Annotated in this window: 14 protein-coding genes; 3 read left to right on the top strand and 11 right to left on the bottom strand. The window is 68.3% G+C overall.

What is annotated here, in order from left to right; all coding sequences use genetic code 11:
• The 3 genes from C1M51_RS00290 to C1M51_RS18930 all read right to left on the bottom strand — a co-directional run bounded on the left by C1M51_RS00290 (window position 1) and on the right by C1M51_RS18930 (window position 1,227).
• Window positions 1-495, bottom strand: coding sequence for an arsenate reductase ArsC (locus tag C1M51_RS00290; RefSeq protein WP_129447729.1), 495 nt, complete (start codon window positions 493-495; stop codon window positions 1-3).
• 35 nt (window positions 496-530) lie between these two features.
• The gene (locus tag C1M51_RS00285) at window positions 531-857 is read right to left on the bottom strand and encodes a helix-turn-helix transcriptional regulator (protein ID WP_129447728.1); all 327 of its coding nucleotides are present in this window, start codon (window positions 855-857) and stop codon (window positions 531-533) included.
• A gap of 229 nt (window positions 858-1,086) precedes the next feature.
• Entirely contained in the window at window positions 1,087-1,227 is a 141-nt protein-coding gene (locus C1M51_RS18930) for a hypothetical protein (RefSeq protein WP_165349619.1), read from the bottom strand.
• A gap of 387 nt (window positions 1,228-1,614) precedes the next feature.
• Here C1M51_RS18930 and C1M51_RS00280 point away from each other — a divergent pair, with 387 nt between their 5' ends.
• Window positions 1,615-2,118, top strand: a complete 504-nt coding sequence (locus C1M51_RS00280) for a heme-binding protein (RefSeq protein ID WP_165349618.1) — start codon at window positions 1,615-1,617, stop codon at window positions 2,116-2,118.
• A 51-nt stretch (window positions 2,119-2,169) separates the two neighbouring features.
• On the opposite strand, the gene C1M51_RS00275 is transcribed toward C1M51_RS00280, so the two are convergent.
• The 6 genes from C1M51_RS00275 to C1M51_RS00250 all read right to left on the bottom strand — a co-directional run bounded on the left by C1M51_RS00275 (window position 2,170) and on the right by C1M51_RS00250 (window position 9,603).
• Window positions 2,170-2,658, bottom strand: coding sequence for a cytochrome c (locus tag C1M51_RS00275; protein WP_207207781.1), 489 nt, complete (start codon window positions 2,656-2,658; stop codon window positions 2,170-2,172).
• Between the two features lie 17 nt (window positions 2,659-2,675).
• Complete coding sequence (locus C1M51_RS00270) at window positions 2,676-3,464, bottom strand: ABC transporter substrate-binding protein (RefSeq protein ID WP_129447726.1); 789 nt, start codon at window positions 3,462-3,464, stop codon at window positions 2,676-2,678.
• 49 nt (window positions 3,465-3,513) lie between these two features.
• Window positions 3,514-5,271, bottom strand: coding sequence for a methanol/ethanol family PQQ-dependent dehydrogenase (locus C1M51_RS00265; protein ID WP_129447725.1), 1,758 nt, complete (start codon window positions 5,269-5,271; stop codon window positions 3,514-3,516).
• Window positions 5,272-5,409: 138 nt separating this feature from the next.
• On the bottom strand, window positions 5,410-6,561 hold the full coding sequence (locus tag C1M51_RS00260) for a porin (RefSeq protein WP_129447724.1): 1,152 nt from the start codon (window positions 6,559-6,561) through the stop codon (window positions 5,410-5,412).
• 615 nt (window positions 6,562-7,176) lie between these two features.
• Window positions 7,177-7,560, bottom strand: coding sequence for a cytochrome c (locus C1M51_RS00255; RefSeq protein ID WP_129447723.1), 384 nt, complete (start codon window positions 7,558-7,560; stop codon window positions 7,177-7,179).
• Between the two features lie 87 nt (window positions 7,561-7,647).
• Entirely contained in the window at window positions 7,648-9,603 is a 1,956-nt protein-coding gene (locus C1M51_RS00250) for a pyrroloquinoline quinone-dependent dehydrogenase (RefSeq protein ID WP_129447722.1), read from the bottom strand.
• A gap of 529 nt (window positions 9,604-10,132) precedes the next feature.
• On the opposite strand from C1M51_RS00250, the gene C1M51_RS00245 reads away from it, so the two are divergent.
• Both C1M51_RS00245 and C1M51_RS00240 read left to right on the top strand, forming a co-directional pair.
• Window positions 10,133-11,818 (top strand): PQQ-binding-like beta-propeller repeat protein, encoded by a 1,686-nt coding sequence (locus tag C1M51_RS00245; RefSeq protein ID WP_011829194.1) that lies wholly within the window; start codon window positions 10,133-10,135, stop codon window positions 11,816-11,818.
• Window positions 11,819-11,931: 113 nt separating this feature from the next.
• A complete protein-coding gene (locus C1M51_RS00240) occupies window positions 11,932-12,342 on the top strand; it encodes a cytochrome c (protein ID WP_129447721.1) in 411 nt (136 codons plus the stop codon).
• A gap of 12 nt (window positions 12,343-12,354) precedes the next feature.
• On the opposite strand, the gene thiL is transcribed toward C1M51_RS00240, so the two are convergent.
• Together thiL and lipA are read right to left on the bottom strand one after the other, a co-directional pair.
• Entirely contained in the window at window positions 12,355-13,314 is a 960-nt protein-coding gene (thiL, locus tag C1M51_RS00235) for a thiamine-phosphate kinase (protein WP_129447720.1), read from the bottom strand.
• Window positions 13,315-13,331: 17 nt separating this feature from the next.
• The gene (gene lipA, locus C1M51_RS00230) at window positions 13,332-14,288 is read right to left on the bottom strand and encodes a lipoyl synthase (protein ID WP_129447719.1); all 957 of its coding nucleotides are present in this window, start codon (window positions 14,286-14,288) and stop codon (window positions 13,332-13,334) included.
• Between the last annotated feature and the right edge of the window lie 11 nt (window positions 14,289-14,299).

Below are 14,299 nucleotides of genomic sequence, written 5' to 3'. Positions count from 1 at the left end.
TCAGCGCGTGCCGATGGCCCGGATCTCGCGCTGGATCGCCAATCGGTCCAGCGACGCCATCGGCAGGGTCAGCATCAGGTCGATGCGCCGCTTGAGGATGACCGCGGTGTCCCAGAAGGCGCGCGCCTTCTCTTCATCGCTTCCCTGCACCGCCGAAGGATCCGGCACGCCCCAATGGCCCGTCATCGGCTGGCCGGGCCAGACGGGGCAGACCTCGCCCGCGGCGTTGTCGCAGACGGTGAACACGAAGTCCATCTCCGGCGCCCCGGGCCGGCTGAACTCCGACCAGTCCTTGCTGCGATAGCCGTCCGCGGGGATGCCCATCCTGCCCAGCGTGAGCAGGGCGAACGGGTTCACGGCGCCGGCCGGCTGGCTGCCGGCGGAGTAGGCCTTGAAGCGTCGGTCTCCGGCGTGGTTGAGCAGCCCTTCGGCCAGGATCGAGCGGGCAGAGTTGTGCGTGCAGACGAAGAGCACGTTGTGGGGCTTGTCGGGCATGGTCGGGTCCGTTTCGGAAGAGTGGGTTCGAGGTCTCAGCAGGTCGTGCAGCCGGCGGCCGGCACGAGATCGCAGGCTTGGCCCTGGCAGCAGTGGGCGGTCAGGTAGGAGAGCAGTTCGTTCATGTGGGCCAGTTCTGGCCGGTAGATCAGATGGCGGCCGTCCCGCTCCTGCGAGACCAGGCCCGACACCAGCAGTCCCTTCAGGTGAAAGGACAGCGTGGAGGCCGGCACGTCGAGCGTGGCCGACAGGGCCCCCGGCGTCATGCCCTGGGGCCCCGCACCCACGAGGGCCCGGAAGACGCGCAGGCGCATCGGTTGGGACAGCGCGGCGAGTGATGCGACGGCGGTGTTCTCGTTCATCGGTCGGCCTTTCGGGCGCGGGCTCGCTCGAGGAGCATTTGGAGGGGAAGTCATCCAACATTTCGATAATTATGGAATTGTTGGATGACAACTTCGTGACGGCGCAGCGGAACGCCGGGACATCGCCGGGGAAGCGAAGGCGGCCAGGAGGCCGCTGGCTGCGACCGAGCCCGGACGCCCGAGGTTGGGAGCCGGTACCGTGGGCACCGGCGGCGGCGCGCTGGAACGGCTACTCGAGCATCAGGTAGACGCCGAAACAGGCGACGACTGCAGACATCAGCCACTCGACAACCCGGCGCAGGCGCACGGGACGGTGCAGCGGCAGAGACAGGGGCAGCGGCGCAGAGGCGTCGGTTGTCGTGGTCTTCATCGGCGTGGCCTGTCTGGGGAGCGGAGCACGTGCGGGAGCACGCTCCCGGTCGCCGGCGAAACGCGGGGACTGCGGCTCGCCTGTGGCGCAGGCTACGTTCCGATTCTTAAGCTTTCATGAAGCGGATCAGCGTTGCGCCTGGCCGCGCCACAGGTGTTGCATCGGCTCGCCCGGTGCGACACGCGCCGAGCCAGGGCCATGTCGCACCGCAAGGCCGTCGCGGCCCGCCCGGCCTTTGTTTTCGCGGGGTCCGGTGACATCACCGCACGGCGGGCACGCGCCGTCGCGGCACGGCACGGTCATTGCACTGTGAGGGTGGGGCGGTGTCGCAACGCGCGAGCGTGCGACGGTCCGCCGCAGGAGACAAACCCCAACACAGGTTCCCCCATGAAGATTCGAATCACCACCCTGGCCGTTCTGACGAGCGGCCTGTTGTTGTGCGGCGCCTCGGGCCAGGCGCTCGAGAAGGCGCCGGTGCTGTCGCTCGACGCGGCGCAGAAGGCCGCTGCAGCCTGCCGGACGCTGGCCGTGCAGAAGAACTGGCGCATGGCGATCGCGATCGCCGATGCCGGCGCCAACACCATCCTGTTCGAGCGCATGGACCGCAGCTTCCTCGGCAGCTCCGACATCGCGGTGCGCAAGGCCAAGACCTCGGCCAACTTCCCGTTCCCCACCGGCACCGCGGCCGAACTGAGCCATGGCAAGGACGGTAGGCCCGGCGTGGTGCCCGGCTTCGCCTGGACGCCCGGCGTGGTGACCTACGGCGGCGGGCTGCCGATCATGGCCGGCGGTGCGCACATCGGCGGCATCGGCGCCAGCGGTGGCTCGCCCGAGGAGGACGAGCAGTGCGCGAAGGCCGGGCTCGACGCGATCAGGGACCTGCTGAAGTGAGGCGCGCCTGATCGAGCGGTGGCCGGGCGGCGCGATGCCGCCCCGGCCTGCTTACCAGGGCACGTAGTCCGCGTCGGCTGCCTTGCGTTCGGCGGCCTTCACGCGCACCGACTCGGCCCGCAGGAAGGCGATGATCACGCGGATCTCGCCATCGCTCAGCGCACCGCCGAAGCCGCCCATCTGCGTGTTGGGCCGGCCGTTCTTGATGATGCCGAACATGTAGTCGTCGCTGTTCGCGCCGCCCGGGCCCCAGGCCCCCTTGATGAGCTGCGGCCCCTTGCCGCCCTTGCCGCGAGAGTTGTGGCAGAGCTGGCAGTTGCGGCCGAACAGTTCGCTGCCCTGGCGTTCGAGGTCGGCGGCACCGAGTTCGGCGGGCGCCGTCGTGGCCGCAGGCGTGCCGGCGGCCGGGGCCGAGGCGCCCGGGCCGCCGGGGCCGAAGGCGGGTGCGGCGCAAGGCAGCGCGGTGATGAGCAGGGCGGCGAGCGCGCGCCGCAACGAAGGAAGACGCATGGGGGTCAGGACGGTCGGAAACACGGTCATGGGGAGGCAGTTCGGGGTCAGGGCGGGGTGATCTTCGGCAGGTCGTGGCCTTGTGCGATCGCGTCGAAGCGACCTTCGCCGCGCAGGGCATCCACGGCGGCCGCGATGTCGCGCGTCAGCGCCTCGTCGGCGCGTCGCGTCGCGACGGTCAGGCCGGTCACCAGGTCGGCGTCGCCCAAGGATTCGGTGCCGCGCACGTAGCCCTTCGCGGCGTCGTCGGCCAGCCAGGGCGACCAGATCAGCGCCACGTCGATCTCGCCGGACTTCAGGCCGGCCAGCAGGGCCGCGCTGCCGGGGAAGGGCGCGCGCGGCAGGCTCATGCGGTGCAGGTAGAGATCGGCCGGCGTGGCCGAGACCGCGCCGATCTTGCGTGCACGGCGCAGGCTGGCGGCGGTCGGCGCCGGACGGCCCGGCGCTGCCACCGCGACGTAGCCGAGCAGCAGGTAGGGGCCCGACTGGGTGAGCTTGCGCTCGGCCAGCTCGCCGGCCATGTCGGGGCCCTGCGGAATGCCGAGGTAGGCGTCGCACTGGCCGGCGGCGAGCGTCTGACGCAACGCCTTGCCGATGCCGCCGCGGTTGGGCACCTGCACCCACACCAGCCGCAGCGGGCGGTTCAGCTGTTTCGCCAGCGCCTGGGCCACCTCGACGTCGATGCCGCGCTCGGGCGTGGCCTCGGCGGCGAACGGCGGGTCGTCCTGGTCGACGCAGACCTTGAGCGCGGCGATCGCGGGCGCATCGGCGGCGCCGGCGATGCCGGCCACGGCCATCAGCGCGGCGAGCGCAAGAGGTCGGATAGAGGTTGTCATGATCGATGCGGTCGGCGGGACGCGGCAGCCGCCGCGCCCCGCCGTAGGCTCAGTCGGACAGGCCGAACACCATCATCCCGCCACCGCGGTTGTTGCGCTTGAACAGCTCGTCGTAGACCAGCGGCCACAGGCTGCCGCCGCCGGGACCGTAGACGATCGCGACGTACTGCTTGCCGTCGGCCGTGAAGGTGGTCGGGTTGCCGTGGATGCCGGAGCCGACGTTGAAGCGCCACAGCTCCTCGCCGGTGTCGTCCTTCAGCGCGCTGAAGTAGCCTTCGGCGTCACCCGAGAACACCAGCTTGCCCGCCGTGGCGAGCAGGCCGCTCGTGGCCGGCGTGCTCTGCGGGCGCGTCCAGACCTGTTCGCCGGTGGTGGCGTTGAAGGCCTTCACGCCACCCGTGTAGGGGTTGGCCTTCAGCACCTTCGACGACAGGAACCACTCGCCCTTCTTCCACTCGGACTTCTTCGCCTGCACGTCCATCGAGCTGTCGATGAAGGGCACGTAGACCAGCTTGGTTCGCAGGCTGTAGGCGGCCGGGTGCCATTCCTTGCCGCCGTCGAGGATCGGCGCGATGTCGGTCGCGATGCGGTCGTAGCCGGGCACCTTGTCGGGGTTCACGATCGGGCGGCAGTTGTCGCCGAAACCGGTGACCCAGTTCACCCGCGCGATCGGCACCACCCAGTTGCACTTGCCGTTGGTGCGGTCGATCGAGTACAGATGGCCGTTGCGGTCGCCGTGCAGCCAGACCTTGCGACCCTTGTCGTCGTCGACGAGGATCATCTCGTTGTTGCCGTCGTAGTCCCAGGCGTCGTTCGGCGTGTACTGGAAGTGGTACTTGATCTTGCCGGTGTCGGCGTCGAGCGCGACCGTCGAGTTGGTGTACAGGTTGTCGCCCTTGCGCACGCTGGGGTCGAAGTCCGGCGCCGGATTGCCCACGCCCCACAGCACGGTGTTGGTCTTCGCGTCGTAGGTGCCGGTGAGCCAGGCCGAGCCGCCGCCGGTCTTCCACGAGTCGTTGGCCCAGGTCTTGGCCTGCGGGTGGTCGGCGCTGGTGGGGCGCGTCTTGAATTCCCAGATCGTGTTGCCGGTGGCCGGATCGAGTGCGGTGATGCGACCGACGTTGGCGCCGACGTCCCCGCCGGAGTTGCCGACGATCACCATGCCCTTGGCGACCAGCGGCATCGAGGTGTAGATCTCGCCGGTCTGGTAGTCGCCCATCTTGCGTTCCCACACCACCTGGCCGGTGGTGTTGTTCAGCGCGACGACGTGCGTGTCCAGGGTGGCCATGAAGACCATGTCCTTGTAGACGGCCACGCCGCGGTTCACCGCGTCACAGCACAGCTTCGGGCCCAGGTCGCCGGGCAGCGAGCGCTCGTACTTCCACAGCATCTTGCCGGTCACGCCGTCGAGCGAGAACACCTTGTTCTGGCTCGCCGTCACGTAGATGCGGCCGTTGACCACGGTGGTCTGGCTGTCCTGCGCCTCGTTGACTCCGAACGACAGGTTCCACTTCGGCACCAGCTTCTTCACGTTGTCGGTGGTGATCTGCGTGAGGGCGCTGAAACGCGTGTTCTGGTAGTCCTTGCCGTAGTGCAGCCAGTTGTTGGCGTCCTTGTCGGCGTTGAGCAGCATGTCGTTGCTGACGTAGTTCGGGCGCCACTTGAAGGTGGCTTCGAGCACGTTGACGCCGAGCGGCGGCTCGGCGTCCTGCGCCTGGCCGATCGAGACAAGGGCGAGCAGGCCGAGGCTGACGCAGGCGGCGCGCGTGCGCAGCCCGGTCGCGCGGGAGGGGGTGAAGCGGATCATCGTTGAGTCTCCTGGTCGCGTACGCGTAGGGGTCGGTACGTCGTGTTGTTCGCCAAAAAAATGGCCCGGGTTCCCACACAGCCGGAGCGGTGCGTGAACGCGGGCCTCAAGACACTGACGAAAGTGTTCTTTGGAAGATCAGAAGTTGTGGTTGATGCCGACGTTGATGAACGTCGTCTTCGCGTCCGGCTTGAAGCTGCCGTCGGCCACGATGCTGGTCTTCAGAGCGGCGGCCCCGGTGGCGCCGGCGTCGGCGTCGACGAACGCAGCCTGCGCGTAGATCGTGGTGCGCTTGGAGATGAAGTAGTCGTTGCTGATGACGAGGTTCTTCGTGTGGTTGGACTTGTTTTCCTTGTCCTTGTTGTCGTAGTAGGCGACGGTGGCGTTGTTCATCGGGTGCCACTTCCAGTCCACACCGACGCCCAGGCCGTTGACCTTGGAGCTGGTCGTGCCGTCGGCGTTGTTGTTCTCGCCGCGCAGGAAGTTCGCCTTGAACGTGAAGTCGCCGAACGGCACGGCGGCGCCGACGCCGGTGTGCTTGACCACCTTCTCACCGGTGATCTGGTCCTTCATGAACTCGTGCGAGAACGACAGCGTCACCGGGCCGCTGTAGCTCAGGCCCAGCGCGAGGATCGAGTTGTTCGACGTGCTGCCGGCCTGCTCGCCCAGCGAGTACAGCACGCCGGCCGTCACCGGGCCGAAGGTGTTGCGGTAGTGGATCGAGTTCTTGAAGAAGATGCCGACGTCGTTGTTGCTGTTGACGCTGCCCGCACCGGCGATCGGCTCGAGCTGGTTGTAGGCCCAGGCGTAGAGGTTGGAGAACTGCTCCTTGAACGCGCGCGGCTCGGTGCCGATGTGCGCCAGCAGCGCGGGGCCGTATTGGCGGCCCAGGATCAGCGTGCCCCAGTCGCCGGACAGGCCGACGTTGGCCTGACGACGGAAGAGCACCGTGCCGACTGCGGGCGTGCCGTTGTCGCCGGTGCCGTGCAGTCCGCCGGTGTCGGTGTCGAAGTGCGACTCGAGGTTGAAGAAGGCCTTCAGGCCGCCGCCCAGATCCTCGGTGCCCTTGAGGCCCCACACGCTCTGGCGCAGGCCGCTGGTTTCGAGCCGCGTGAGGCGGCCGCCCGCGGCGGACTTGGATTGGGTCAGGACGCCAGCGTCGATGATGCCGAAGATCTGGACCGACGAGGCGTCGGCGGCTGCGGCTGCGCCGGAGTCCAGCGCGAGGACTGTTGCAGTGGCGGCGAGACGCCGCTGCTTTGCCGAGATGCCGGTGGCTTTCTTGTCCATTGTGTCTCCTGGTTTTGTTAGGTAAGGGCAGTCCCTGCCTTGTGGATGGCAGGGCTCGCCTGTCGTGAACGGTCGACTTCCTGCCGTGTCGCCGTGCGGCCTCTTCTGCAGCATCCATGCCATGCGTCACGACACCCCGCTGCATGAGGGCGTGCTCTCGTACGCAACGGGAAAAGCCGGGTGTGCGCGGTGTTTCGATGGCGCATCTGCCGCATCACAGTTGTCGCTCGTGCGACAAGCGTCGAAGTCCTGCTCCCGAGTGAATGCGGTGTGCTGCAGGTGCGCCCGACGTGCCGACGGGACACGCGTCGGCAGGCGTCTTTCCAGGGTTTGTACGTGTCACTGCAGCGACAGTTGATGCAGCACACCTGTCGCTGCGCACGGCGTCTTGCTGCGATGCGTCGAGCGCGGTCGCCGCCGCGCGGCGAGCATGCGGAACGCGCGGTCGGCGTGGCGTAGGCGACAGATGTCGCGTGTCCGGGCACGTGCGTGCGAAGCGGCCTGCCCGTCGCGGGCAGGTCCGGTGACGAGGGGCGAACGACGCCAGCGCCTATATCGACCCGGCGGTCGATATCGGCGCACGCTGGAATATTCGGGGCCCGCGGCCGGTGAATATCACTCCGGCTTCTGCGTGCCCAGGTATTTCAGATAAGCCACCAGTTCCCAGATTTCTTCCGGGGTGAATACATCGCCCCAGGGGGGCATCGGCGTGGCACTGCCGCCACCGTCGGAAATCATCCGGAAGGCGTATTCGGGCAGCAGGTCCTGGCGGCCCACGAACAGTGGTGGCGCGTGGCCGTGGCAGAACGCCGCGCAGGTGGAGTCGAAGCGGCTCTTGCCGGCACTGATGCGCGCGGGATCGGTCAGGTCGATCGTCGGTGCACCGGCGGGGCCGGCGCCTGCTGCAGGATCTGGCGGCGGCGAGCCACCGGCCAGGGCCCCGGCGACCAGCAGCGCGGTCCCGGCGGCGAAGGTGAAGGTCAGGAGGAGGGGTCTCATGCAGAAGCTTCGATGTCGTGGTCGTGGAGCGGAATCGAGACGAGGGGTGGGCTGGAACCCGCCACCCACCCCTCGTGCCGGGCCGGATCAGTTCACCTGCACGGCCACCAGTTCGGCCGGGAGGCCGGCACCGCCGATCGGCGCGACGACGAACTGCTTGCCGCCAGCCGCGTAGGTCATCAGGTTGCCGAACACGCCGCCGGGCAGACGGACCTCGCCGACCAGCGCGCCGGTCTTCGCGTCATGCGCGTAGAGGAAGGGCTCGGGCTCCTCCTTCGTGGCCTGCGTGATCAGCGCGTTGCCGCGTGCCGACAGGCCGATGACGCTGTTGGTGCCCTCCGGTGCCAGGAACAGCACGTTCTCGGTCAGCGCGATGTGGCTCTGGCGCGGCACCCCCACGCGGTCGAGCTTCAGGTCCTTCAGGGCCGGGTGATCGACCGGGCCGCGGCCGGCCGGGATGCGCCACAGGTGCTTGCCGGTGTTCATGTCGATCGCGGTGACGGTGCTGAACGGCGGCTTGAACAGCGGCAGCCCGTCCGGACCACCGACGCCGGCCCAGGTGCCGGTGTAGTCGTACACGCCGGTCGTGCCCTTCTTCAGCTTGATGCCGAACGGGATCGTGAACGACGGGACGTACAGCACATTGGACTTCGGGTTGTGCGCCGCGCCCACCCAGCTGGCACCGCCGAGCACGCCCGGTACTTCCAGCGTGCCGGCCTTGTCGAGCGTCGGCGGGAAGTAGAGCGGGCCGTAGTTGTAGCGCGCCAGGATCTTCTTTGCCTCTTCCTTCAGCTTGGGCGTGAGGTCGATCAGGTCGTCCTCGGTCACGCCCTGCTGCACGAACGGTGCGGGCTTGCTGGGGAAGGGCTGTGTCGGCGACGATTTCTCGCCGGGCACGGTGGACTGCGGCACCGCCTTTTCCTCGATCGGCCAGATCGGCTTGCCGTTGACACGGTCGAACGCGAACACGAAGCCCTGCTTGGTCACCTGCACCGCGGCCTTGATCTTGCGGCCGTCGACGGTGAGGTCCATCAGGTTCGGCGCGGCCGGCAGGTCGTAGTCCCAGATGCCGTGGTGCACGATCTGGTAGTACCAGGCGATCTTGCCGGTCTTGGCGTTCAGCGCCACCAGCGACTCGCCGAACAGGCCGTCGCCCTTGCGCTGGCCGCCGTAGAAGTCGTTCGCCGGCGTCGACAGCGGCAGGTAGACCAGGCCCTGTTCGTCGTCGCAGCTCGCGCGCGTCCACATGTTCATGCCGCCGGTCGACTGCGCCGAGTCGCCTTCCCAGGTCTCGTTGCCGGGCTCGCCCTTCTGCGGCGGCGCATGGAACACCCAGCTCTGCTTGCCGGTCATCAGATCGAAGCCGCGCACGTCGCCGGGCGGGTGGTTCTTCAGCGGGTCGCGGCCGATCGCGAAGGAGTCGAGGACGGCGAGGCTGGGGATCACCTGTCCGCCGCAGATGATCGGTGGCGTGGTCGGGCTCACCAGCGAGCGGTCGACCGGGCGGCGCAGGCCCTTGGTCAGATCGATGCGACCCTTGTCACCCCAGCTCTCGATCGGCTTGCCGGTCTTCGCGTTCAGTGCGACGAGGTAGGCGTCGGGCGTGCCGACGAAGAGCCGCCGGTCCTCGCCCTTTTCCCAGTAGGTCACGCCGCGGCTGATGAATCCCAGGTTGGGCGGTGTGCCGTCGGCCCAGCCGCCGCCGTCCCAGGTCCACAGCGTCTTGCCGGTGGCGCCGTCGAGCGCGGTCACGATGCCGAGCGGCGAACTGGAGTACAGCACGCCGTTGACCGCCAGCGGCGTGGACTGGTTGACCCAGGTGCGCAGCTCCGGGTTGTCGATCGGCAACTGGTTGCCGGGCAGTGGCACGCGCCAGGCCACCTTCATCGACTTCACGCTCTGCAGCGTGACGTTCACGCCCGGCTCGAAGCGGGAACCCGCCTTGTCACCGTTGTACTCGCGCCAGTTGCCGGTCTCGGCGGCACTTGCAGCGATGCACGCAGCGGCCGTCGCCGTCAGCAGCGCCGTGGTTCTGATCGACATTGTCTTGCTCCTCGTTGTGGGACGACGCGTGGCGCCCGTCCCTTGTCTCCATATATTCGGCAGGCACGCGGCCGACCGGTCCGGCAGGCAATTTGCGGGATAGCGACAAACTGCCTGCGCGGCCTTGGGCTGCAGGACACATGCCATTTCGGCAGGGATTAATTCCCGACCCGGCACGGCCCGGGATAATTTCCCGCGTAATAAATGTCAGGACGAATTCCCGTATTCATGGCGTGAGTCACCGGATAGGGAAACGCAATAAATCGGTGGGGCGCTGTGTTGGCGCGAACCCGCCATCGCAGCGCATGCGCTCGCCCGGATGCCGAGGCGCGCGCTCGGCGCCGCCGCGGCTGCGACACGTGTCGCGCCGATCGTCGCGCCGCGACATCTGCAGCGTGACGCGGCCCGAGCGCTTGCGAGGCCTCTGCGGCGCGTGGCATGGAAACTGCCTTTGTGGTGCCCGGGGCTCCTGCGATACCGTGTGTCGGCGCACGAGAAGCACCTAAAAAACCACCATGGAGACGATGAGATGAATCACTTTCCCAGCGGCAACAAGAAACAGCTGGCGGCACTCGCCGCGGCCCTGACCGTCGGCCTGTTCGCCGCGGCACCCGCGGGCGCTGCGGGCAGTGGCCCCGGCTTCGATGACCCCAACAACTGGCCCCAGTACCACCGCAGCTTCAACGCGTGGCGCTTCAGCCCGCTGGACCAGATCAACAAGTCCAACGTCAGCAAGCTCAAGGTGGCCTGGATCCACCAACCCGGCACCATCACCCACGGCCTGCAGGCCACGCCGATCGTGATCGACGGTGTCATGTACACCATCGCGCCGGACAACAACGTGTTCGCGCTCGACGCGGCCACCGGCAAGATCATCTGGCGCTACACCGCCAAGCTCGACCCGATCGTCAAGGAAGTGTTCTACGGCTCGGCCAGCCGCGGCGTCACCGTGGGCCGCGGCAAGGTGTTCATCGGCACGCTGGACGGCCGCTTCGTCGCGCTCGACCAGAAGACCGGCAAGGAGCTGTGGTCGACCCAGCTCAGCGACATGAAAAAGGACTACGGCGCGCTGTTCTCGTCGCCGCCGCAGCTGGCCGGCGACACGCTGTTCGGCGGCACCACCGGCGGCGACCAGCCGATCATCGGCAAGATCTTCGCCGTCAACGCCGACACCGGCGCTCGCACCTGGACCTTCGAGGTGCCGAAGGACGACCCGAAGAGCTGGCCCGGTGACAGCCGCAAGGTCGGCGGCGGCTCGGCCTGGCTGCCGGGCACCTACGACCCGACGACCGACACCATCTACATCGGCACCAGCAACGCGGCGCCGGACTTCAACCACGACGACCGCAAGGGCGACAACCTCTACACCGCCACGCTGCTGGCGCTGGACCCCAAGACCGGCAAGGTCAAGTGGCACCGCCAGGAAGTCCCGATGGACACCTGGGACTTCGACGCGGCCTACGAGGCGCTGCTGGTGCCGGACGGCAAGGGCAAGAACGTGCTCGTTCACCTGAACAAGAACGGCTTCGTCTACGTCATGGACAAGGACACCGGCGCCATGCGCAATGCGTGGCAGTACACCGAGAACATGAACTGGGCCAAGGGCGTGGACCCGAAGACCGGCCTGCCGATCGACCCGGTGTACCCGGAGACCGACAAGCAGAAGCTGCACTGTCCCAACCTGCTGGGTGCGCGCAGCTGGAACCACGGCGCCTACAACCCGAACACCAAGCTCTGGTACTCGCACGGCATGGAGGTCTGCAACTTCGTGACCAGCGCGAAGCAGGGCCCGGTGCCCGGCATCGGCGGTCTGTCGCTCGGCCTGTCGGACATCAAGCTGACCGATCCTCCGGGCAAGAAGGCCGACGGCTGGCTCGCCGCCTTCGATCCGCTGACCGGCAAGCAGGCCTGGAAGGTGCGCTTCGACATGCCGCCGCTCAGCTCGGCACTGGCCACCGGCGGCGGCCTGGTGTTCACCGGCGACATGTACGGCAACCTGTTCGCCTTCGACGCCGACAATGGCAAGGAGCTGTGGAAGTTCGCGGCCGGCTCGGGCGCTCGCGGCGGCCCGATCAGCTACTCGGTCAAGGGCAAGCAGTACATTGCGATCCCGACCGGCCTGGGCTCGCACGCGCCGGGCTTCCTGACCGGAGCCTTCCCGCAGATCCGCAACCTGCCGGGTGGCGCTGCACTGCTGGTGTTCGCCGTCGACTGATGCTCGACGCGTGATGTTCTGAACACGGCGCTCGTGGCGCCGTGACGGGGAGGACGGTTAGTGGCCGTCCTCCCCCTTGACCTTGTGAAACGAGAACGAAGGAAGTCTTTCCGATGAAGAGCCTGCTGAGTCCCCGCCTCGTGACCCTCGCCGCCGTGCTGGCGTGTGCCGTCGGTCCGGCGATCGGCACGCCGCCGCCCAAGCCCGCCGACGAGTCGGCGCCTGCCGGCGGCGCTGCCGCACCGAGTTTCGATCTGAACGACGTCGCGCGCATCGAGGCCGGCAAGAAGCGCTTCAATTCAACCTGCTCCGCGTACTGCCACGGCGCCGAGGGCGAGGGCGGCAAGACGCCGCCGTTCAAGGGCAACAGCAAGTTCGTGGCGGCCGATGCCTACAAGACCATCAGCGAAGGTCGCCGCGGCTCGGACATCATGCCGCCATGGGGCAATGCCTTCACGCCCGAGCAGATCTGGGAGCTGGTGGCCTACATCCAGTTCCTGTCGAAGCAGCCACCGTCGCAGTGAGAGGCGCTGGGTTCAGGTCCTGAAGTGGTCGAAGCGGGCGTAGATGTCGCGCTCCGGGCAGCCCCGTCCGTCGACCAGGCGCAGGCCCTCCGACGCCTGGATGATGCCGATGCGCGTGACCGGCGTCTGGGCCGCCCAGGCGGCATCGACCACCGCCTGCCGGTCACCGCGCCGGGCCGTGAACAGCAGTTCGTAATCGTCACCGCCGGCCAGCGCGAACTGGCGGCGCAGTGACGGCGGCAGCTGCGCCAAGAGGGCCGACTCGGGCAACGCGTCGACGTCCAGCGTGGCGCCGACGGCCGAACTGTCGAGGATGTGGCCCAGATCGCCGATCAGGCCGTCGGACACGTCGACCGCGCTGGTCGCGATGCCGCGCAGCGCCAGGCCGAGCTCGACGCGCGGCGTCGGCATCTCCATCGCCCTGCGGGCCGTCTCGAACACCTCGCCGTCGGCCTGCAGCGTGCCGCGGAACACCTCCAGCGCGACGCGTGCATGGCCGGGCTGGCCGCTGACGTAGAGGTCGTCGCCGGGCAGGGCGCCCGAGCGCAGCAAGGCCGCGCCGACCGGCACCTCGCCGAACACCGTGATGCAGATGTTCAGCGGACCGGCGGTGGTGTCGCCGCCGATCAGCTCGCAGTCATGTTCGTCGGCCAGGCGGAACAGGCCGGTCGAGAAATCGGCCAGGAAATCAGGGTCGGCGCTGGGCAGTGAGAGCGCGAGCGTGAAGGCCAGCGGGCGCGCGCCGCAGGCGGCCAGGTCGGACAGGTTCACCGCGAGCGCCTTGTGGCCCAGCCGCTCGGGCCGCACCGTCGACAGGAAGTGGCGACCCTCGACCAGCATGTCGCTGGAGATCGCCAGCGACATGCCGGGTTTCACGCGCAGCAGCGCGCAGTCGTCGCCGACGCCGAGCGCGGCGCGCCGCGCAGGACGCTTGAAGTAGCGGTCGATCAGCTCGAACTCACCGAGCGGCATGGCGCGTCCTCCGGCGCTCAGGCGGCTGCGGCGCCCACACCGGCGGCGTGGGCCTGCTGGTCGGCGTGGTAGCTCGAGCGCACCATGGCGCCCACGGCGGCGTGGCTGAAGCCCATCGCGTAGGCCTCGGCCTCGAAGCGCTTGAAGGTCTCGGGCGTCACGTAGCGCCGCACCGGCAGGTGGTGCCCGCTGGGCGCCAGGTACTGCCCGATGGTGATCATGTCGATGTCGTGCGCACGCATGTCGCGCATGACCTGCAGGATCTCCTCGTCCGTCTCGCCCAGCCCGACCATGATCCCGCTCTTGGTCGGCACGCCCGGGGCGAAGGCCTTGAAGCGCTTGAGCAGGTCCAGGCTGAACTGGTAGTCCGAGCCGGGGCGCGCTTCCTTGTACAGGCGCGGGGCGGTCTCGAGGTTGTGGTTCATCACGTCCGGCGGGGCCGCTTTCAGGATCTCCAGCGCGCGGTCGGCGCGGCCGCGGAAGTCGGGCGTGAGGATCTCGATGCGGGTGGCCGGGGAGAGGGCCCGCACCTGGCGGATGCACTCGACGAAGTGGGCCGCGCCGCCGTCGCGCAGGTCGTCGCGGTCGACGCTGGTGATGACCACGTAGCTGAGCCTGAGCGCGGCGATGGTCTTGGCCAGGTTCTGCGGTTCGTCGGGGTCGAGCGGGTCGGGGCGGCCGTGGCCGACGTCGCAGAACGGGCAGCGCCGGGTGCACTTGTCGCCCATGATCATGAAGGTGGCGGTGCCCTTGCCGAAGCACTCGCCGATGTTGGGGCAGCTGGCCTCCTCGCACACCGTGTGGAGCTTGTGCTCGCGCAGGATCTGCTTGATCTCGTAGAAGCGCGTGCTGGGGCTGCCGGCCTTGACGCGGATCCAGTCGGGCTTCTTCAGCGTCTCGGCCGCCACCACCTTGATCGGGATGCGCGCCGTCTTGGCCTGCGCCTTCTGCTTGGCGAGCGGGTCGTAGGTCATGACAAGCTCCG

It is taken from the genome of Methylibium sp. Pch-M, from assembly GCF_004136295.1.
In the GTDB taxonomy this organism is placed as follows: Bacteria; Pseudomonadota; Gammaproteobacteria; order Burkholderiales; family Burkholderiaceae_C; genus Methylibium; species Methylibium petroleiphilum.
The sequence above is the reverse complement of the archived record's forward strand: the minus strand, read 5'-3'. Positions and strand labels throughout refer to the sequence as shown.